The organism is Cupriavidus sp. CPT47-8839-RL05A, assembly GCF_058792255.1.
On record NZ_JBYTEG010000024.1, the window covers coordinates 1 to 18,563 of the forward strand.

The 18,563-nt window shown below is 68.1% G+C and carries 18 protein-coding genes and 1 pseudogene; 8 read left to right on the top strand and 11 right to left on the bottom strand.

Features of this window, described 5'->3' with window-relative positions; all coding sequences use genetic code 11:
• Positions 1 to 114 precede the first annotated feature (114 nt).
• On the bottom strand, positions 115 to 642 hold the full coding sequence (locus AC3WVS_RS25375; protein ID WP_026201125.1) for an FKBP-type peptidyl-prolyl cis-trans isomerase: 528 nt from the start codon (positions 640 to 642) through the stop codon (positions 115 to 117).
• Between the two features lie 11 nt (positions 643 to 653).
• Here AC3WVS_RS25375 and AC3WVS_RS25380 point away from each other — a divergent pair, with 11 nt between their 5' ends.
• Complete coding sequence (locus AC3WVS_RS25380; RefSeq protein WP_492320818.1) at positions 654 to 1,859, top strand: JmjC domain-containing protein; 1,206 nt, start codon at positions 654 to 656, stop codon at positions 1,857 to 1,859.
• A gap of 199 nt (positions 1,860 to 2,058) precedes the next feature.
• Positions 2,059 to 2,295: a hypothetical protein gene (locus AC3WVS_RS25385; RefSeq protein ID WP_037024358.1), complete on the top strand. Its 237-nt coding sequence runs from the start codon at positions 2,059 to 2,061 to the stop codon at positions 2,293 to 2,295.
• A 93-nt stretch (positions 2,296 to 2,388) separates the two neighbouring features.
• Here AC3WVS_RS25385 and AC3WVS_RS25390 read toward each other — a convergent pair whose 3' ends face one another.
• The 7 genes from AC3WVS_RS25390 to AC3WVS_RS25420 all read right to left on the bottom strand — a co-directional run bounded on the left by AC3WVS_RS25390 (position 2,389) and on the right by AC3WVS_RS25420 (position 8,428).
• Positions 2,389 to 3,177 (bottom strand): MBL fold metallo-hydrolase, encoded by a 789-nt coding sequence (locus AC3WVS_RS25390; protein WP_492320819.1) that lies wholly within the window; start codon positions 3,175 to 3,177, stop codon positions 2,389 to 2,391.
• A 67-nt stretch (positions 3,178 to 3,244) separates the two neighbouring features.
• The gene (gene bamC, locus AC3WVS_RS25395) at positions 3,245 to 4,477 is read right to left on the bottom strand and encodes an NlpB/DapX family lipoprotein (protein WP_492320820.1); all 1,233 of its coding nucleotides are present in this window, start codon (positions 4,475 to 4,477) and stop codon (positions 3,245 to 3,247) included.
• Positions 4,478 to 4,525: 48 nt separating this feature from the next.
• Positions 4,526 to 5,410: a 4-hydroxy-tetrahydrodipicolinate synthase gene (gene dapA / locus AC3WVS_RS25400; protein WP_010808980.1), complete on the bottom strand. Its 885-nt coding sequence runs from the start codon at positions 5,408 to 5,410 to the stop codon at positions 4,526 to 4,528.
• A gap of 137 nt (positions 5,411 to 5,547) precedes the next feature.
• Positions 5,548 to 6,126 carry a class I SAM-dependent methyltransferase gene (locus AC3WVS_RS25405; RefSeq protein WP_492320821.1) on the bottom strand — a complete coding sequence of 193 codons (579 nt, stop codon included), beginning with the start codon at positions 6,124 to 6,126 and terminating at the stop codon, positions 5,548 to 5,550.
• Positions 6,127 to 6,142: 16 nt separating this feature from the next.
• Entirely contained in the window at positions 6,143 to 6,808 is a 666-nt protein-coding gene (locus AC3WVS_RS25410) for a site-2 protease family protein (RefSeq protein ID WP_492320822.1), read from the bottom strand.
• Between the two features lie 79 nt (positions 6,809 to 6,887).
• On the bottom strand, positions 6,888 to 7,511 hold the full coding sequence (locus AC3WVS_RS25415) for an L-threonylcarbamoyladenylate synthase (protein ID WP_492320823.1): 624 nt from the start codon (positions 7,509 to 7,511) through the stop codon (positions 6,888 to 6,890).
• Between the two features lie 71 nt (positions 7,512 to 7,582).
• Complete coding sequence (locus tag AC3WVS_RS25420) at positions 7,583 to 8,428, bottom strand: 3',5'-nucleoside bisphosphate phosphatase (protein WP_492320824.1); 846 nt, start codon at positions 8,426 to 8,428, stop codon at positions 7,583 to 7,585.
• Between the two features lie 171 nt (positions 8,429 to 8,599).
• On the opposite strand from AC3WVS_RS25420, the gene AC3WVS_RS25425 reads away from it, so the two are divergent.
• Positions 8,600 to 9,685: an NAD(P)/FAD-dependent oxidoreductase gene (locus AC3WVS_RS25425; RefSeq protein ID WP_492320825.1), complete on the top strand. Its 1,086-nt coding sequence runs from the start codon at positions 8,600 to 8,602 to the stop codon at positions 9,683 to 9,685.
• A 16-nt stretch (positions 9,686 to 9,701) separates the two neighbouring features.
• Here AC3WVS_RS25425 and AC3WVS_RS25430 read toward each other — a convergent pair whose 3' ends face one another.
• Positions 9,702 to 10,601 carry an alpha/beta fold hydrolase gene (locus AC3WVS_RS25430; RefSeq protein WP_492320826.1) on the bottom strand — a complete coding sequence of 300 codons (900 nt, stop codon included), beginning with the start codon at positions 10,599 to 10,601 and terminating at the stop codon, positions 9,702 to 9,704.
• 169 nt (positions 10,602 to 10,770) lie between these two features.
• On the opposite strand from AC3WVS_RS25430, the pseudogene AC3WVS_RS25435 reads away from it, so the two are divergent.
• A pseudogene (locus AC3WVS_RS25435) lies at positions 10,771 to 12,502 on the top strand (acetate--CoA ligase).
• On the opposite strand, the gene AC3WVS_RS25440 reads toward AC3WVS_RS25435, so the two are convergent.
• Complete coding sequence (locus tag AC3WVS_RS25440) at positions 12,499 to 13,386, bottom strand: LysR family transcriptional regulator (protein WP_492320827.1); 888 nt, start codon at positions 13,384 to 13,386, stop codon at positions 12,499 to 12,501. The pseudogene AC3WVS_RS25435 and the gene AC3WVS_RS25440 overlap by 4 nt on opposite strands.
• A gap of 113 nt (positions 13,387 to 13,499) precedes the next feature.
• On the opposite strand from AC3WVS_RS25440, the gene AC3WVS_RS25445 reads away from it, so the two are divergent.
• Both AC3WVS_RS25445 and AC3WVS_RS25450 read left to right on the top strand, forming a co-directional pair.
• Positions 13,500 to 14,702, top strand: a complete 1,203-nt coding sequence (locus AC3WVS_RS25445; protein ID WP_492320828.1) for a serine hydrolase domain-containing protein — start codon at positions 13,500 to 13,502, stop codon at positions 14,700 to 14,702.
• Positions 14,703 to 14,742: 40 nt separating this feature from the next.
• Positions 14,743 to 15,948 carry an MFS transporter gene (locus tag AC3WVS_RS25450; RefSeq protein ID WP_492320829.1) on the top strand — a complete coding sequence of 402 codons (1,206 nt, stop codon included), beginning with the start codon at positions 14,743 to 14,745 and terminating at the stop codon, positions 15,946 to 15,948.
• Between the two features lie 17 nt (positions 15,949 to 15,965).
• Here the strand turns inward: AC3WVS_RS25450 and AC3WVS_RS25455 are convergent, their stop codons facing one another.
• The gene (locus AC3WVS_RS25455) at positions 15,966 to 16,847 is read right to left on the bottom strand and encodes a ferritin-like domain-containing protein (RefSeq protein WP_492320830.1); all 882 of its coding nucleotides are present in this window, start codon (positions 16,845 to 16,847) and stop codon (positions 15,966 to 15,968) included.
• Positions 16,848 to 16,984: 137 nt separating this feature from the next.
• Between AC3WVS_RS25455 and AC3WVS_RS25460 the strand changes: the two genes are divergently transcribed.
• Together AC3WVS_RS25460 and hslO are read left to right on the top strand one after the other, a co-directional pair.
• On the top strand, positions 16,985 to 17,509 hold the full coding sequence (locus tag AC3WVS_RS25460; protein WP_010808992.1) for a gamma carbonic anhydrase family protein: 525 nt from the start codon (positions 16,985 to 16,987) through the stop codon (positions 17,507 to 17,509).
• A gap of 39 nt (positions 17,510 to 17,548) precedes the next feature.
• Positions 17,549 to 18,550, top strand: coding sequence for an Hsp33 family molecular chaperone HslO (gene hslO, locus AC3WVS_RS25465; protein WP_492320831.1), 1,002 nt, complete (start codon positions 17,549 to 17,551; stop codon positions 18,548 to 18,550).
• Positions 18,551 to 18,563: the final 13 nt, after the last annotated feature.

Consider the following 18,563-nt stretch of genomic DNA (forward strand, 5'->3'; position numbering starts at 1 on the left):
TTGCGGCTTGCGGTTTACAACTGCTTCGGCGGCTAACAATGAAAAATGCCGTTCAGTCTTAACTGAACGGCATTACGGCTGCGGCCGGCTTTTTCTTCGGGTGCGGAAATACGATCAGTGCAGCGTGCGCGGCGTGTCGTCGTCCTCGTCCTCATCGACGACTTCAACGCCCGAGGCGCCATGGGCGTGGCCGTGCTCGATTTCCTCGGCGGTGGCCTCGCGGACTTCGGAGACCTTCAGCCAGAAGCGCAGCGCCATGCCGGCCAGCGGATGGTTGCCATCCAGCACGACCTTGTCCTCGGCCACGTCGGTCACGGTGTAGATGACGGAGTCCTCTTCGTCGCCATCTTCGGGCATGCCTTCGAACTGCATGCCGACTTCCAGCGGCTCGGGGAAGCGGTTGCGCGGCTCGACCTTCACCATATCGGCGTCATAGTCGCCGAACGCGTCTTCCGGCTCCAGCTGCAGCTGGGTCTCGAAGCCCGCGTCATGACCGTCGAGCGCTTCCTCGATCTTGGGGAACGTGCCATCATACCCGCCGTGCAAATAAACCATGGCTTCATCTGACTCCTCGATCAGATTGCCTTGCGCGTCCGACAGCTTGTACATCACGGACACCACAGTATTCTTAGCGATTTTCAATTCTTGACTCCATGAACGATTCCGCATTATACGCGCAGGCCCTGCCCCCTGGCCCCGTCGATCCAGACACTCCGCTCGACCTGCTTGGTGGCATGACGCCTGCTGCATTCATGCGGGATATCTGGCATCGCAAGCCCCTGCTGATTCGACAGGCAGTACCCGGAATCGTGCCGCCTGTGTCGCGCGAGGCTCTTTTCGACCTGGCCGACAGCGATGACGTCGAATCGCGCCTGGTGACGCACTTCCGTAACCGCTGGAAACTCGCGCATGGCCCATTTGCGCGCGAAAACCTGCCCGGCGTCAAGGCCCGCCAGTGGACCCTGCTGGTGCAAGGGGTAAATCTGCACGACGCCGCCGCGGCGGAACTGATGGGCCGCTTCCGTTTCGTGCCCGACGCGCGCCTGGACGACCTGATGATCAGCTACGCCACCGACGGCGGCGGCGTGGGCCCGCATTTCGACTCCTACGATGTGTTCCTGCTGCAAGTCTCGGGCCGGCGCCGCTGGCGCATTTCGTCGCAGACCAGCCTTGAGCTGATCCCGGACATGCCGCTGAAGATCCTCGCCGACTTCAACGCGGAACAGGAATGGGTGCTCGAACCCGGCGACATGCTCTACCTGCCGCCGCAATATGCGCACGATGGCATTGCCGAGGGTGAATGCATGACCTGCTCGATCGGCTTCCGCGCGCCGGCCTACCGCGAGCTGGCCGGGCATTTCCTGGCCTGGCTGTCTGAAACGGTTGAAGACAACGAAGACCTCGGCGGCCGTTATGCCGACGCCGGCGAGCGCGCCGCCACGCGGCCCGCGCAGTTGCCGGCCGGCATGACCAAGGCAGTCGCCGAGCGGCTCAAGGCGTTGCAATGGAATAGCCAGATGGTGTCTGAATTCCTCGGCAGCCATCTGTCCGAACCCAAACCTGGCGTTGAATTTGCAGAGATACCTGACATGCCGTTGCGCCGTTATGCGACACTGGCGGCCCGCCATGGTGTAGTACTGCCATCGGCATCGATTGCGCTTTACGACCGCGCGAATTTCTTCCTCAATGGAGAAGCCTACGAGCCGCCGGCCGAACTGATGCAGTGGCTGAAAAAGTTGGCCGATTATCGGCAGCTTAGTAGCGAAGATGTTGCGGCTTGCGCGGGCCTACCCGATCTGATGGAAACTTTCCATCACTGGACGCTGGAAGGATGGCTGCAATTGGGTCCGCGGCTGTAATAATGCGTAACATTGCGAATCAGTAAATTTCGGCGCTACACAAGCCGGGAAAACGCGGATATAATCGTTGGCTGGCTAGTACTGTGGACCATTGCATATGTCGGGACCCGGGAGGGCCTCTATTTTGCAGTTCAAGAGCGATAATTACCGGTAATTATTCATCGCCTGTTTTCCGTTATTACAAGTTAAAGGACGAAAAATGAAGAAGTCTCTCCTGATCGCATCGCTGCTGGCCGCTGTTGCTCTCGCCGCTTGCGGCAAGAAGGAAGAAGCTGCCGCTCCGGCCGCTGACACGGCTGCTCCGGCCGCTGCCGCTCCGGCTGCTGAAGCTTCGGCTCCCGCTGCTGAAGCCCCGGCCGCTCCGGCTGCTGCCGCTCCGGCTGCTGACGCTTCGGCTCCGGCTGCTGACGCTTCGGCTCCGGCTGCCAAGCAGTAATCGTTTCCTGACCGATGAAAAAACCGGCCTTCGGGCCGGTTTTTTTATTTGGGCGCCGCTACCGCACTGCGCCCTGCTGAATCCACGCATCCCTCAGGCGCGCACCGCCTGCCAGTCCAGGCCCTCGTCCTGGTCTGCCACCAGCACCTCGGACGGCAACGCACCCAATGCCATTGCCAGCGCCCCCGTTGCCAGGTCACGCGTATTGTTCTGCTTGCTGAGGTGGGCCGCGACCACGCGGTTCAGGCCGGTATGGGCAACTTGCGCCAGGATACTGGCCGCCACTTCATTGGCCAGGTGGCCGAAGTCCCCGCCGATGCGCCGCTTCAGCGAAGCCGGATAGACCGAATTGCGCAGCATCTCGCGGTCATGGTTGCATTCCAGCACCAGCGCATCCACGCCTGCCAGGCGCGCCGTCACGTAAGGCGTCTCCATGCCTGCATCGGTCAACACGCCTAGCCTTGCCTGCCCGTCCGACAAGACGAACTGCAGCGGCTCGCGCGCATCGTGCGGCACGGTGTACGGCAGCACCTGCAGTCCGGCGATGGCAAAGGCATGGTCGGCGCCGCAGACGCGCACGTCGGCCGCATCGGCGCCGCGCAGGTGCGAGGTCGCCAGCCAGGTGCCGTGGCTGGTGTACACCGCCAGGCGGTGGCGGGCAGCAAAGGCGTAGGCCGAGCCGACGTGGTCGCCATGCTCGTGCGTCACCAGCACGGCGTCGAGCTGGTCCGGCGCGACGCCCAGGCGCTCCAGGCGCCGGGCGGTCTCGCGGATGCCGAAGCCGCAGTCGAGCAGCACGCGCGTGGTGGTGGTGCCTTCGCGGGATTCGATCAGCAGCGAGTTGCCCTCGCTGCCGCTGCCGAGGAAGGCGAAGCGCATCATGGCCGCGCCCTCCCCGCCAGGCACCGGCCAGGACGGCCGGCTGGCATGCCAGCAGTCATGCGCCGGCTCAGTGCAGTTGCTCGTCGATCAGCGACAGGATGCGCTTGCCGATTTCGCCGTTCTCAGGCTGGCCGGCATCGTTGAGCACCGTCACCAGCGTGCCGCTGCCCGTGCCCTTGAGCGACACGCGATACTTCTTGGCGGTCTTGGAATCTTCCGGCTTGGTGAACAGCTTGGAGAAGAAGCCACGGCTGTCGGCAACGGTGCGCGGGTCGACATAGCGCACGTAGTACAGGCCCTGGCCGCGGTCGCGGTCTTCAACCGTGAAGTTCACGCGGTCCAGCGACAGGCCGACCGAGCGCCAGGCGCGGTCGAACGGCTCGGGCAGCTGCAGCGCCGGGGCGCCGTTGACCTGGGCCAGGTACGACTTGGCCGGCGCGGCGCCATCGGCACCAGCGGCGGCCGCGGTGCCGGCAGCGGCGGCCGTGCCCGAAGCGGCTGCGGTATTGCCCGCCGCCGCCGGGTTCTTGGCCATGCGGTCGGCCTGTTCCTTCTGCACGCCCAGCCGCTGGGCCAGGCGCGACAGGAATTCGGCTTCCAGCTCTGGATCGGCCGGACGCGGAGTCCAGACCGTGCTCGACTTGTCGATGCCGGTCAGCTGCTCCTGCGCACCGCGGTGGCTGATGAAGACCTCCAGCGTGCCGTTCTGCGAACGCTCGACGCGGGTGCGGAACTTGTCGCGCTCCGAGGTCGAGTACAGGCCGTCGAAGACCTTGCCGATGGTGTTGCGGATGATGTCCTGCGGGATCTTGGCGCGGTTCTCGGCCCAGTCGGTTTCCATGATGCCGGTCTCGGGCGAGTCCTGCACCAGCAGGAAACCGCTTTCCTGCCAGAAGCCGCGCAGCTGCTGCCACAGCTGGTCGCCGCGCATGCCGTTGCTGATCACCAGCCAGCGCTGGTTGCCGTCGCGCTCCATGCGGATGCCCTGGGCGGAGGGCAGCACGTTCTCGCTCGGGGATTGCTCGCGCACCTTGGTGGCCTGGCTGTACGTCGACAGCGTCGAGGTGCCGTTCGCATCGGGCACCGAATAGCGGCGATCGCCCTCCAGCTTGGTCAGGTCGGGCGGGATATCCAGCGTAGGCGTGCGCTTCGAGGCCGACGACTTGTAGTCGATCTTGTCCGGCTGCATCGCTTCGTTGATGCTGCTGCAGCCGGTGATCACGCCAGCGGCGAGCACGGGCACAACCAGGGCGGCGCGGCGGACTTGCGTCGCGCCGCGGCGGTTAAGCTTCAGTTTCATTGACACGCAATCCTAGTAGGTGGTGCGACAGCAGGACGCCGCGAAAGATCAGGCCAGCAGGCCGGCGGCGGCCAGTGCCTTGCGTACATAGTCGTGGTTGGCCTCGGACAGAGGGGTCAGCGGCAGGCGGATACCGCCTTCCATCCTGCCCATCTGCTGGAGCGCCCACTTGACCGGGATCGGGTTGGCCTCGATGAACATGGCCTTGTTCAGCCCGATCAGCTCCATGTGCAGGCGGCGCGCGGTGACGACGTCGCCCTTGAGCGCCGCAACGCACATCTCGTGCATCTTGCGCGGTGCCACGTTGGCGGTGACCGAGATATTACCGTGGCCGCCCAGCAGGATCAGCGCAACCGCGGTGGGGTCGTCGCCGCTGTAGATGGCAAAGCCTTCCGGCGCGTCCTTGATCAGCTGCGCGGCGCGGTCGATATTGCCCGTCGCTTCCTTGACGCCGACGATGCCCGGCACCTGCGCCAGGCGCAGGATGGTCTCGTTGTTCATGTCCGCGACCGTACGGCCCGGCACGTTGTACAGCAGCACCGGCAGCTCCACCGCTTCGGCGATGGTGCGGAAATGCCGGTACATGCCTTCCTGGGTCGGCTTGTTGTAGTACGGCACGACCTGCAGCGACGCATCGGCGCCCACCTTCTTGGCGAAGGCGGTCAGCTCGATGGCCTCCTTGGTGGAGTTGCCGCCGGTGCCCGCGATGATCGGGATGCGCTTGCCGGCCTGTTCCACGGCAACGCGGATCAGTTCGCAGTGCTCCTCGACGGAAACTGTCGGGGACTCGCCGGTGGTGCCCACGATCACGATGCCGTCGGTGCCTTCGGCCACGTGCCAGTCGACCAGTGCGCGCAGGGCCGGGAAGTCCAGGCTGCCGTCTTCATGCATCGGGGTAACGATGGCGACAATGCTGCCGGTAATCTGTGTCATAACGTTAAGGAATTCGGGATGCGAATAACGGGATTGTACCGGAACCGCAGGCCGCTTCGACCGCCGCCCGGACAGGGGTTGATACCAACTGTTTCAACGTGTGCAGCGGCATTCTCGCCGACAGCGCCGTGCCTGGCTCAGACGTCGAGCCGGTAGCGTGCCGGCGCGGGCGCATCGGCGCCGGCAGCCGCCTCGCGCACCGCACATATCCGCTGCACGAAGGCTGTTTTCGGCACTTCGACCAGGCCATCCTCATAGGCGACCACGCGCAGGCCATGCTGGCGCGCCACTTCGAGCAATTCGCCCGGCCGCAGCAGGAAATCCGGCCGCGACGGCTTGCCGACGGTTTCATTGCCCGCGGCAAAGGTTTCATAAATCCACATGCCGCCGGGCGCCAGCGCCGCCGCCAAGTGCGGCCACAGCGGCCGGTGCAGGTAATTGGTGACGACGATGGCGTCGAACGGCGCCTCGCCGGCCAGCGGCCAGGCGCCCTGCTCCAGGTCGGCCACCCGGCCGGTCACGCCGGCCGGCAGGCCGGCGATGGCCTCGGCGTCGCGGTCGACGGCCAGCACCGTGTGGCCGCGCGCCGCCAGCCAGGCGGCATGGCGGCCGCTGCCGCAGGCCAGGTCCAGCACCCGCGCGCCGGGGCGCAGCAGGTGGGCCCAGCGGGCAACCCAGGGGGAGGGGGCCGAAAGCCCGGCATGCGATAGCGTCATGGCGTTCCCCGGCACGTCACTGCAGCAGCATCACGATCGGGCGCAGCATTAGCTCGATCAGCGACATCAGCACATTGACCACCGGCGTCATCCAGATCGTGGTGATCACGCCAGCGGCCACCAGCGCCAGCACCACGAAGATGCCGTACGGCTCGATGCGCGACACCGCGCGGGCAATGCCCTGCGGCAGCAGCGCGGTCAGCACGCGGCCGCCGTCCAGCGGCGGCACCGGGAACAGGTTGAAGGCCGCCACCACCAGGTTGACGCGCACGCCCGCCAGCGCCATCTCGCCGAAAAACGGCTCGCGCACGCCGCCCCAGGTCAGGCCGATGGCCAGCAGCACCCAGACGAAGGCCTGCACCACATTGCTGGCCGGCCCGGCCAGCGCCACCCACATGCCGTGCCAGCGCGGGTTACGCAGGCGCTCGAACGCCACCGGCACCGGCTTGGCATAGCCGAACACGAACTGGCCGCTGGTCATGATATAGAGCAGCAGCGGCACCGCGATGGTGCCGATCGGATCGATATGGCGGATCGGGTTCAGGCTGACGCGCCCGAGCGCATAGGCCGTGTCGTCGCCGAAAAGCTTGGCCACGTAGCCGTGCGAGGCCTCATGCAGCGTGATGGCGAACAGCACCGGCAGGGCATAGACCGCGAAGGTCTGGATAAGGGAGGAATCCATGGTCCCTATTGTAACGGCCCGGCGCCGCCCAGGCGCACGCTCGTGCACCCGCCAGGCGGGGTGGCAGCGCCCGGGGAACTCAGAGCCCGAAGCGCTCGACGTCGCCGCGGCCCGCGCGGATCAGTTCGGGCTCGCCGCTGGTCAGGTCGATCACCGTGGTCGGCTGCGCCGGCGCCGGGCCGCCGCACACCACCAGGTCAAGCTGCTTCTCCAGCCGCGCGCGGATTTCCGCCGGGTCGTTGAGCGGCTCTTCGTCGCCCGGCATCTGCAGCGTGGCCGAGATCAGCGGCTCGCCGGTCTCGCCCAGCAACGCCAGCGGAATCGCGTGTTCAGGCACGCGCACGCCGATGGTCTTGCGCGCCGGGTGCGACAGCCGCCGCGGCACCTCCTTGGTCGCTTCCAGGATGAACACGTACGGGCCCGGCGTGGCGCCCTTGAGCCAGCGGTACTGCCGGTTGTCGACGCGGGCAAAGTTGCCGAGCTCGGACAGGTCGCGGCACATCAGCGTCAGGTGGTGGCGGTCATCGATACCGCGCAGCCGGCGCAGGCGCTCGACGGCGGCCTTGTCGTCGAGCCGGCAGGCCAGCGCATAGCTGGAATCGGTCGGCAGCGCAATCAGGCCGCCCTTCTGCAGGATCTGGGCGGCCTGCTTGACCAGGCGCGACTGCGGATTGAGCGGATGGATCTCGAAGTACTGTGACATGGACCAGGGTGGCGGATTCAGACAGATCGGAGCGGAATCTGGGGGGTACCCCGGCCAGGCCGGGCTTGCGCCTACCAGTCGTGCCAGACCGGCGTCACCGTCGGCGGCAGCGGCGGCAGCTTGCCCAGCTCGACGCGCCCTTCGCCGGGGCCGTGGAAATCCGAGCCGCGCGAGGCCAGCAGCCCGTAGTGGCGGGCCACCGCGGCATAGCGGCGGTACTGGTCGGGCGTGTGGCTGCCAGTCACGACCTCGACGGCGCCACCGCCCAGGGCGGTGAATTCATCGAACAGCGCGTCGTGCTGGGTATCGGTGTAATTGTAGCGGCCCGGGTGCGCCATCACGGCGATGCCGCCGGCGGCGCGGATCCAGCCGACTGCGTCGGCCAGGCTGGCCCAGCGGTGGCCGACATAGCCGGGGCGGCCTTCCGACAGGTACTCGCTGAAGACCTCGCCCACGGTGGCGCAACGGCCCTGGTCGACCAGCCAGCGCGCAAAGTGCGTGCGCGAGATCAGGTCCGGGTTGCCCACGTGCTGCAGCGCCCCTTCATAGGCGCCGGTGATGCCCACTTTTGCCAGCGCGTCGGCAATATCGCGCGCGCGACGCGCGCGGCCCGAACGGGTATCGGTCAGGCCGTCGATCAGTTCCGGGCAGTGCGGGTCGATCTGCAGGCCGACGATGTGCACGGTCTGCCCGGCCCAGGTCACCGAGATCTCCACGCCCGGCACATAGCACATGCCGAATTCCTCGGCCGCGGCACGCGCCTCGGCCTGCCCGCCCAGTTCGTCGTGGTCGGTCAGGGCCCAGAACGCGACCCCCGCGTCGCGGGCGATTTCCGCGATGGCGCGCGGCGCCAGCGTGCCGTCGGACACGGTGGAATGGCAATGCAGGTCGGCATTGATGGCGTGGGCGTTTTGCATGGGGCCATTCTACTCCCGTCGCCCCCTCCATGCGTGACGCCGGCGCCCCCTGGAAAGCCATGCCAAAGCCCTGCCGGCAACGCTGGCGTGGGCGGAAACGGGCGATGTGCGGGGTATAGTCGGGCCTTGCACTGTCATTTTTGCGGGCACCTGGCGTGCCCGCCATGCCCAATGTCCACCGCTACCCCCCTCGCACCAGCCCCCGTCACCACCACCGATGTCCTGATCGTGGGCGCCGGCCCGGTCGGGCTCTTTGCCGCGTTCCAGGCCGGCGTGCTCGGCCTCAGATGCGAGCTGATCGATGTGCTCGACCGCGCCGGCGGCCAGTGCACCGAGCTCTATCCTGAAAAACCGATCTACGACATCCCCGCCGTGCCGGGCTGCCTGGCGCAGGACCTGGTCGACCGGCTGCTGGAGCAATGCGCGCCGTTCGATTTCCCGATGCACTTCGGCCAGCGCGCGGAAAGCCTGTCCGAAATCCCGCGGCAGCCGGCACCTGACGGGCATGCCGCCCATGAGCGCCTGCTGGTCACCACTGACGGCGGCAAGCGCTTCGATGTCGCCGCGGTGCTGATCTGCGCCGGCGCGGGCGCGTTTGCGCCGCAGCGTGTATCGCTGCCGGAAGCGCCGGCACTGGAAGGCCGCCACGTGCACTACGCCGTGCGCGATGTGTCGCGCTTTGCCGGCAAGCGCGTGGTGGTGGCCGGCGGCGGCGACTCGGCGCTGGACTGGGCGCTGGCGCTGCGCAAGGTGGCCGCGCGCGTGGCGCTGGTGCACCGGCGCGAAGGCTTCCGCGCGGCCGACGGCACCGTCGCGGAAATGCGCGAGGCAGTGGCGGCCGGCGAGATGGATTTCGTGGTCGGCATGCTCGGCGCCCTGCGCACCGAAGGCCAGGACGGCCCGCTGACCGAGGTCGAGGTGCGCACCCGCGACGGCAGCACGGTGCTGCCCACCGATGAACTGGTGGCGCTGTACGGCCTGGTGTCCGAGCCGGGCCCGATCGCGCAGTGGGACATGGACATGCGCGCCGGCCGCATCCTGGTCGACACCACCACTTATGAAAGCTCGCGCCGCGGCATCTTTGCCGCGGGCGATATCGCCTACTACACCAACAAGCAGAAGCTGATCCTGTCAGGCTTCCACGAGGCCGCGCTGGCATTGCGCCGCGCCTACCACTACGCCTTCCCGGAAAAGGCGCTGGTGCACGTGCACACCAGCAACAACGCCGCGCTGAAGGAAAAGCTGACGCACGCCTGAGCGGCGGCGCCAGCGCTCACACCGCGCTGCAGAACGATTCCACCAGCTCCGCCACCGCGGCGGGCTGGTCGTGATGCAGCATGTGGCCGGCGTCATCGACCATCGCTTCACGGAAGTCGCGGAAGGCGCGGAAGCGCTCCTTGAATTCGTCGATGGCCTGCTTGTGGGCGATATTGCGCAGCGTTTCAGAATCGCGCGCTTCCACATGCAGCACTGGCGCGCTGACCTGCTCCCAGATCGCCATCACCTCATCGAGCCGGTACAGCATCGGGTTGACCAGCTTGTGCGCCGGATCTCCCAGGATCTCCCAGCGGCCCTCCGCATTGCGTCGCGACCAGTGCGCGGCCAGGAAGGCGGCACGGTCGTCGGGCAGGCGCGGGTTGGTCTTCTGCAGCCGGGCAGCGACGCCGTCCACGCTGTCATACGTCTTCAGCGCCGAGCCGGTGCGCAGTTCGTCGAGCCAGCGCGCATAGCGCTTCGGTGCATGCACCGGCCGCGTCGCCGTCATGCCGAAGCCCTCCAGGTCTACCACGCGGCGCACGCGCTGCGGGCGGATGCCGGCATACAGGCAGATCACGTTGGCGCCCATGCTGTGGCCGACCAGGTCGACCTGGCCGTCGGGCTCGTAATGGTCGAGCAAGGCCTCGAGGTCGGCGATATAGTCCGCGAACCAGTACGACTGCGTGCCCGGGTAGCGCGTGGGCCAGTCGGTCTCGCCAAACCCGCGCCAGTCAGGCGCAATCACATGCCAGTCGCCGCGCAGGTGGTCGACCAGGAACTGGAACGACGCGGCCACATCCATCCAGCCATGCAGCATGAACAGCTTGCGCGCGCCGGGCTGGCCCCAGTGGCGCACGTGGTAGCGCAGCCCGCGCAACGTGATAAATTCAGACCGCGAGGTTTCCTTGATTGTCATTGTCTCCACCCTTGCGCGCGGGTCTTCCTGCCGCCGGGCGCGGCGCCACGGGGGCTGGCGAGGGAAGCCCACACAAAATAGAACGATCGTTCGCTTGTGCGCATTATAGCGGTCGCCGCCATCCCGGGGGCGCCGTGGCCGCGCGAGCCGGACCTACCGGAGACTTTGGATGGCCTTAGCTGCCTTGCCGGCAAGCCGGCGCGACGACTATCGCGCCCTGTATGAATCCTTCCGCTGGGAAATCCCCCCGCATTTCAATATCGCCGAGGCCTGCTGCGGGCGCTGGGCGCGCGACCCGGCCGCGATGGACCGCATCGCGGTCTATACCGAGCACGAGGACGGCCGCCGCAACGCGCATACCTTTGCCCATATCCAGGCCGAAGCCAACCGGCTGTCGGCGGCGCTGCGCGCACTGGGCGTGGCACGCGGCGACCGCGTGGCGATCGTGATGCCGCAGCGGATCGAGACCGTGATCGCGCATATGGCGATCTACCAGCTCGGCGCCAATCGCCATGCCGCTGTCGATGCTGTTCGGGCCCGAGGCGCTGGCCTACCGTATCGCACACAGCGAAGCCAACGTGGCGATTGCCGACGAGACTTCCATCGACAATGTGCTGGCCGCGCGCCCGGAATGCCCGACGCTGGCCACCGTGATTGCCGCCGGCGGCGCGCATGGCCGCGGCGACCACGACTGGGAAGTGCTGCTGGCCGCGCAGCTGCCGACTTTTGTCGCCGAGCAGACCAAGGCCGACGAGGCCGCGGTGCTGATCTACACCAGCGGCACCACCGGCCCGCCCAAGGGCGCGCTGATTCCACACCGCGCGCTGATCGGCAACCTGACCGGCTTCGTCTGCTCGCAGAACTGGTATCCGCAGGACGACGACGTGTTCTGGAGCCCGGCCGACTGGGCCTGGACCGGCGGCCTGTGGGATGCGCTGATGCCGGCGCTGTATTTCGGCAAGCCCATCGTCGGCTACCAGGGCCGCTTCTCCGCCGAGCGCGCCTTCGAGCTGCTGGAGCGCTACGCCGTCACCAACACCTTCCTGTTCCCGACCGCGCTCAAGCAGATGATGAAGGCCTGCCCCGAGCCGCGGCAGCGCTACGACATCAGGCTGCGTGCGCTGATGAGCGCGGGCGAGGCCGTGGGCGAGACCGTGTTCGGCTGGTGCCGCGATGCGCTGGGCGTGATCGTCAACGAGATGTTCGGCCAGACCGAGATCAACTACATCGTCGGCAACTGCACCGCGCAGAACGACGACGAGCAGCTGGGCTGGCCGGCACGGCCGGGCTCGATGGGGCGTCCCTATCCGGGCCACCGCGTGCAGGTGATCGACGACGAAGGCCGGCCCTGCGCGCCGGGCGAGGACGGCGAGGTCGCGGTATGCGCCACCGACAGCGCCGGGCATCCGGACCCGGTGTTCTTCCTCGGCTACTGGAAGAACGAGGCCGCCACCGCGGGCAAGTACGCCGAGCGCGATGGCCTGCGCTGGTGCCGCACCGGCGACCTGGCGCGCGTCGATGCCGATGGCTACCTGTGGTACCAGGGGCGTGCCGACGATGTGTTCAAGTCCTCGGGCTACCGCATCGGGCCGAGCGAGATCGAGAACTGCCTGCTCAAGCATCCGGCGGTGTCCAACTGCGCCGTGGTGCCCTCGCCCGACCCCGAGCGCGGCGCCGTGGTCAAGGCCTTCGTGGTGCTGACGCCGTCGGTGGCGCGCTCGTTCGACGGCGACGCGGCGCTGGTCACGGAGCTCCAGGCGCATGTGCGCGGCCAGCTGGCGCCGTATGAATACCCGAAGGCGATCGAGTTCATCGACCAGCTGCCGATGACCACCACCGGCAAGATCCAGCGGCGCGTGCTGCGCTTGCTGGAGGAAGAGCGCGCGGGCAAGCGCGCCTAGGCAGGAAAGACCCGCTCGCAGAGGAAATCGACCAGCGCCCTCACCTTGGGCGAGGGATGCCTGCTCGCCGGCCAGAGCACGTGAAAGGCCTTGGCCGGCCCCACATGGCCAGCCAGTACCTGGCACAGGCTGCCATCGGCGAGCTGCTCGCGGATGGCGAAATCCGGCAGGCAGGCAATACCCAGGCCGCGCAGCGCAAAACACAGGCGCGTCTCGATGTTGTTGCAGATCATCGATGTCGGCAGCGCCAGCTCGGCCTCGCCCGGCGCGCGCCGCAGCGGCCAGGCCTCGAGCTTGCCGGTGTGGGGAAAGCGGTAATGCAGGCAGGCATGCCCGGCCAGGTCGGCAGGCAGCTTCGGCGTGCCACGCTGCGCGAGGTAGCCGGGCGATGCCACCAGCATCGCCTGGAACGCACCCAGCCTGCGCGCCGACAGGCGCGAGTCGGCGGGCTCGCCGGTGCGGACCACCGCATCGAAGCCCTCCTCGATGACATCGACCAGCTGGTCGGTGAAATCCAGGTCCAGCTCGATGTCCGGATACGCGCGCATGAAGTCGCCCAGCACGGGCAAGACCAGTGAACTGACCAGCGGCAGGCTCACCCGCAGGCGGCCGCGCGGCGCCGCGGTGGCTTCGGCCAGCTCCAGCTCCGCCGCTTCGATCTCGGCGAGCACGCGGCGGCTGCGCTCCAGGAACAGCGTGCCTTCGGCGGTCAGCGTCACGCTGCGCGTGCTGCGGTGGAACAGCCGTACGCCGAGCCTTTCTTCCAGCCGCGCCACGCTCTTGCCGACGGCGGAGGCCGACACCCCAAGCAAGCGCCCTGCTGCGACAAAACTGCGGGTCTCGGCCACCTGCACAAACACTGCGAAGCCACTGAGGCTGTCCATGATGCCCCCGATTGCGGACACAAAGTTCCGGAGAAAAAGGAACTGTAGCCCACTTTTTCTTTAATGGCCGGGTCCTTATCGTGAGCGGGTGGTTCATTGAACAAGGATTCGCTGTGTCCCTCCCCACGATTGCACCGCCCCCGGGCGTGTCCCCTGCATTCCCCGCGCCCCTGAGTGCGCGCATCGACGCCGTGGTCCGGCAGGCGCTGGAGCAACGGCGACTGGTCGGCGCCGTCGTGCTGGTCAGCCGTGACGGCGAACTGGTCCACCAGCAGGCGGCAGGCCTGGCCGATCGGGAAAGCGGACAGCCGATGCGCATGGATGCGGTCTTCCGGCTGGCTTCGGTAAGCAAGCCGATCGTCTCCGTGGCGGCACTGGTGCTGGTCGCACAAGGCCGTCTCGAGCTTGACCAGGGTATCGACCGCTGGCTGCCTGAATTCCACCCGCGCCTTGCCGATGGCCGACCGGCACGTATCACGGCGCGGCAGCTGCTCAGCCATACCGCGGGGCTGGGCTATCGCTTCTTCGAGTCCGATGAAGACGGACCCTATGCGCGCGCCGGCATCTCCGACGGCATGGACGACACCACCATCAGCCTGGCGGAAAACCTGCGGCGCATCGCCAGCGTGCCCTTGCTGTACGAACCGGGTACCGCGTGGGGCTACTCGCTCGCGACCGACGTGCTGGGCGCACTGATCGAGCGCGTCCATGGCACGCCGCTGGACATGGCCGTGAGCCAGCTGGTGACCGGCCCGCTGGGCATGGCCGACACCGGCTTCGTGGCACGCGATGCGCACCGCGTGCCGACCCCGTATGTGAATGACAGCCCGCACCCGCACCGCCTGCGCGAAGGCGAAACCGTGCCCGTGCTCGAAGGCACGGTTGGCATTCCCTACAGCCCCGCACGCATCTTCAATGCGCAGGCCTTCCCCTCCGGCGGGGCGGGCATGGCGGGCACGGCGCACGACTTCCTGCGCCTGCTGGAGAACTTGCGCCAGGGCGGCGGCGCGTTGCTGCCATCCGCCCTGGTCGAGGACATGGCGCGCAACCAGACTGGCGGCCTGGACCTGCCCGATGCGCCGGGAACCGGCTTCGGGCTGGGCTTCTCGGTGCTGCGCGATCCGCGCCGGGCGGGCTCCCCGGAAGCTGCCGGCACCTGGCGCTGGGGCGGCGCCTACGGCCACGCCTGGTTCGTCGACCGCAGCCAGGGGCTGAGCGTGGTGGCGTTCACCAACACGCTGTACGAGGGCATGTCCGGCCGCTTTGTCACCGACCTGCGCGACGCGGTCTACGGTGTCGCCCCCACAGCCGCGTAACCATCCAAGCAACACATCACCCCCTTATCCAGGCGCCAACATGACCACAGCCACCAACTCGCTTGCGAACAATGCACAGCCGGACGCGCAGCCTGCGCGGCTACCGCTTCCGGCACTGCTTGCGCTTGCCGTCGCAGGCTTCATCACCGTCCTGACCGAGGCCTTGCCGGCGGGGCTGCTGCCGCAGATCGGCGCGGGCCTTGCCATCTCCGAGCCGCTTGCCGGCCAGCTCGTCACCATCTACGCCTTCGGTTCACTGGTGGCCGCCATGCCGCTGACGGCGGCCACGCAAGGGCTGCGGCGACGGCCGCTGCTGCTGCTTGCGATCGCGGGCTTTGCCGTCGCCAACGCCGTGACGGCCTGGTCCGGCAACTATGTCCTGACCATGGCGGCGCGCTTCCTTGCGGGGGTCTCGGCCGGACTGCTGTGGGCGCTGCTGGCTGGCTATGCCGCGCGCATGGTTCCCGATCACCTCAAGGGTCGTGCCATTGCTGTCGCGATGGTTGGCATCCCCCTGGCCTTGTCGCTGGGCGTGCCATCCGGGACCTTCCTCGGTGCGCTCATGGGCTGGCGCGCGTGCTTCGGCATCATCAGCGTGCTGACGCTGGGACTGATTGCCTGGGTGCTGGCCAGCGTGCCGGATTTTGCCGGCCAGCCCGCCGGCCAGCGGCTGCCGATCGCGCGCGTGTTCACCGTGCCGGGCGTGCGTCCGGTGCTGTTCGTGACGCTCGCCTTCGTGCTGGCGCACAACATCCTCTACACCTATATCGCGCCGTTCCTGCGAGCCGGCAACGCCGGGGCACGGCTTGACCTGGTCCTGTTCGTGTTCGGGCTGGCCTCGCTCGCCGGCATCTGGATCACCGGCGTGCTGATCGACCGGTGGCTGCGGGCGCTGACGCTGGCCAGCACGCTGCTGTTCGGGCTTGCGGTGCTGGCGCTTGGGGCCGGAGGCGGGCACCCGGCCGTGGTCTATGCCGCGGCCGCGATCTGGGGCCTGGGCTTCGGCGGCGTTTCCACGCTATTCCAGACGGCGCTGGCGAAGACCGCCGGCAAATCCGCGGACGTGGCCCAGTCGATGCTGGTCACGGCCTGGAACATTGCCATCGCCGGCGGCGGCGTCATCGGCGGGATGCTGCTCGATGGCGTCGGCATCGGCGCATTCCCGCCCGTGCTGGCTGCCCTGCTCGCCGCAACCTGGCTGGTGGTCTGGTCGGCGCGCAGGCATGGCTTTCCCGCGCGCGGCTGAGGTGTGGGACGGCAAGCCTAACCGGCCGATGCCTCCAGCCAGGCCAGTTCGTCTTCATCGAAGCCCGCAGCGCGCCGCGCCTCGAGATTGAACGGCCCGCGCAGCTTCGGCGCGCGGTACTGCCCGGCCAGCTGCGCGTAGGTGGCAACGGGGTCCAGGCCGCGCCGCGCGCACAGCCAGCGGTACCAGTGGTTGCCGATGGCGACGTGGCCGACCTCGTCGCGCAGGATGATGTCGATGATGGCCGCGGCGGCGTGGTCGCCGGCGCCGGCGAGCCTGGCGCGCACCGGCGGCGAGGCATCGAGCCCGCGCGCCTCCAGCGTGCGCGGCACCAGCGCCATGCGCGCGAGCACGTCGCCGGCGGTCTTGTCGGTCATCTCCCACAGGCTGTCGTGGGCAGGGAAGTCGCCATAGGCCGCGCCCAGCGTGCCAAGGTGGTCGGCCAGCAGCGTGAAGTGGTACGCCTCTTCATCGGCCACGCGCAGCCAGTCGCGGTAGTAGCCGGGCGGCATGCCGGCGAAGCGCCAGGCCGCGTCCAGCGCCAGGTTGATGGCATTGAACTCGATATGGCACAGCGCATGGATCATCGCCGCGCGCCCGGCCGGGGTATGCAGCGAGCGGCGCCGCTCGACGTCCTGCGGCGCCACCAGCGGCGGCCGCGCGGGGCGGCCGGGGATGGCCTGGCCGGCACCGGCCTGGATCGCCTCGCCGGCGGCGAGCGCCTCGTCCGGCAATGTCGTCACATGGCGGTAAAGTGCCCGCGCCGCCACGGACTTTTCCCGGGGATCCGTCATGCACAGCACCGCCAGCGCCTGCTGGCGCGGCGAAAGTGACGGTTCAGGCGAGGCGGCGGCGGGTGTTTTTTCTGGCATGAGCGTAAAATCCGGGTCTGCCGCCATTGTAGGGCCTGGCCGGTGCCCGACTGCCGGGCAAGCCGCGCAGTCGCCGTGGCGCCGCGCGCCCGCCCCCCACCCTGGCCCTTTAAAGTCCGGCGGCAACCCCCACTTCAACAAAAGCCTTTCGTGCAGGAGACCTCATGGCGCTTTACCAGCTCGGCGACGTCAAGCCCAATATCGACAGCGATGCCTACGTGGCCCCCGAAGCCACCGTCATCGGCAACGTGACCCTCAAGTCCCGCGCCAGCGCCTGGCCCGGTGTCGTGATCCGCGGCGACAACGAACCGATCGTGGTGGGCGAGGACACCAACATCCAGGAAGGCTCGGTGCTGCATACCGACCCGGGCTGCCCGCTGACCCTGGGCGACAAGGTCTCGATCGGCCACCAGGCCATGCTGCATGGCTGCACCGTGGGCGAAGGCTCGCTCATCGGGATCCAGGCCGTGGTCCTGAACCGCGCCGTGATCGGCAAGGAATGCCTGGTCGGCGCCGGTGCCGTGGTGACCGAAGGCAAGGTCTTCCCGGACCGCTCTCTGATCCTGGGCGCGCCGGCCAAGGTGGTGCGCCAGCTGACCGACGCCGACGTCGCCAACCTGTACCGCAACGCCGAGACCTACGCCACCCGGCAGGCCATGTACAAGCAACAGCTCAAGCGGATCGGCTGACGACCGCGGCGGCACCTACCGAATCATCGACAGATTATTGTGACCGATACCACCACCCCCGACACCCTGCAGAAATTCCTGTTCGACGCGGCCCCCGTGCGCGGCGAGCTGGTGCGCATGGAAGCCACCTGGCAAGAAGTGCTGGGCCGCCACAGCTACCCCGCACCGGTGCGCCGGCTGCTGGGCGAGATGATGGCCGCCGCGGCGCTGCTGTCGGCCAACCTGAAGTTCAACGGGGCGCTGGTGATGCAGCTGCACGGCGACGGCCCGGTGCGCATGCTGGTGGTGGAATGCCTGTCCGACCTGTCGATGCGCGCCACCGCCAAGCTGGCCGAGGACGCGCACATCGCCGACGACGCCACGCTGGCGCAGATGGTCAACGCCCACGGCCACGGCCGCTTTGCCATCACGCTGGACCCGAAGGACAAGCTGCCGGGCCAGCAGGCGTACCAGGGCATTGTGCCGCTGGCCGACGCGCACGGCCCGCTGGCCTCGATCAGCGCCGTGCTGGAGCACTACATGCAGGCGTCCGAGCAGCTCGACACGCGCCTGTGGCTGGCGGCGGACGACCACGTCGCCGCCGGCATGCTGCTGCAGAAGCTGCCGGCCTACGGCGGCACCGCGGAAGTCGGCGAGACCGGCGCGCCGCTGGCCAGCCATGTCCGCGCGCAGGACCTGGACACCTGGGACCGCGCCGTGCAGCTGGGCGCCACGCTCAAGGCCGACGAACTGCTGGCCGAGACCCCCGACACCCTGCTGCGCCGCCTGTTCTGGGAAGACCTGCAGGCCGCCGGCCTGCGCGTGTTTGAGCCGCTGACGCCGCATTTCCATTGCTCCTGCTCGCGCCCCAAGGTGGCGGGCATGCTGCAGTCGCTGGGCCAGGAAGAGATCGAAGGCATCATCGCCGAGCGCGGCCAGGTGGAGATCCACTGCGACTTCTGCGGCCTGCGCTATGAGTTCGATCCGGTCGACTGCGCCCAGCTGTTCTCGGCCACCCATGTCGCCACCGGCGCCGGTGCCGGCGCGCAGCAGCACCACTGAGCGGCGGGCGCGG

Bases quoted from the DNA above. Each gene is read 5' to 3' on its own strand.
- AC3WVS_RS25380 (WP_492320818.1), top strand. From the start codon at position 654: ATGAACGATTCCGCATTATACGCGCAGGCCCTGCCCCCTGGCCCCGTC.
- AC3WVS_RS25385 (WP_037024358.1), top strand. From the start codon at position 2,059: ATGAAGAAGTCTCTCCTGATCGCATCGCTGCTGGCCGCTGTTGCTCTC.
- AC3WVS_RS25390 (WP_492320819.1), bottom strand. From the start codon at position 3,177: ATGATGCGCTTCGCCTTCCTCGGCAGCGGCAGCGAGGGCAACTCGCTG.
- bamC (WP_492320820.1), bottom strand. From the start codon at position 4,477: ATGAAACTGAAGCTTAACCGCCGCGGCGCGACGCAAGTCCGCCGCGCC.
- dapA (WP_010808980.1), bottom strand. From the start codon at position 5,410: ATGACACAGATTACCGGCAGCATTGTCGCCATCGTTACCCCGATGCAT.
- AC3WVS_RS25405 (WP_492320821.1), bottom strand. From the start codon at position 6,126: ATGACGCTATCGCATGCCGGGCTTTCGGCCCCCTCCCCCTGGGTTGCC.
- AC3WVS_RS25410 (WP_492320822.1), bottom strand. From the start codon at position 6,808: ATGGATTCCTCCCTTATCCAGACCTTCGCGGTCTATGCCCTGCCGGTG.
- AC3WVS_RS25415 (WP_492320823.1), bottom strand. From the start codon at position 7,511: ATGTCACAGTACTTCGAGATCCATCCGCTCAATCCGCAGTCGCGCCTG.
- AC3WVS_RS25420 (WP_492320824.1), bottom strand. From the start codon at position 8,428: ATGCAAAACGCCCACGCCATCAATGCCGACCTGCATTGCCATTCCACC.
- AC3WVS_RS25425 (WP_492320825.1), top strand. From the start codon at position 8,600: ATGTCCACCGCTACCCCCCTCGCACCAGCCCCCGTCACCACCACCGAT.
- AC3WVS_RS25430 (WP_492320826.1), bottom strand. From the start codon at position 10,601: ATGACAATCAAGGAAACCTCGCGGTCTGAATTTATCACGTTGCGCGGG.
- AC3WVS_RS25440 (WP_492320827.1), bottom strand. From the start codon at position 13,386: ATGGACAGCCTCAGTGGCTTCGCAGTGTTTGTGCAGGTGGCCGAGACC.
- AC3WVS_RS25450 (WP_492320829.1), top strand. From the start codon at position 14,743: ATGACCACAGCCACCAACTCGCTTGCGAACAATGCACAGCCGGACGCG.
- AC3WVS_RS25455 (WP_492320830.1), bottom strand. From the start codon at position 16,847: ATGGCGGCAGACCCGGATTTTACGCTCATGCCAGAAAAAACACCCGCC.
- AC3WVS_RS25460 (WP_010808992.1), top strand. From the start codon at position 16,985: ATGGCGCTTTACCAGCTCGGCGACGTCAAGCCCAATATCGACAGCGAT.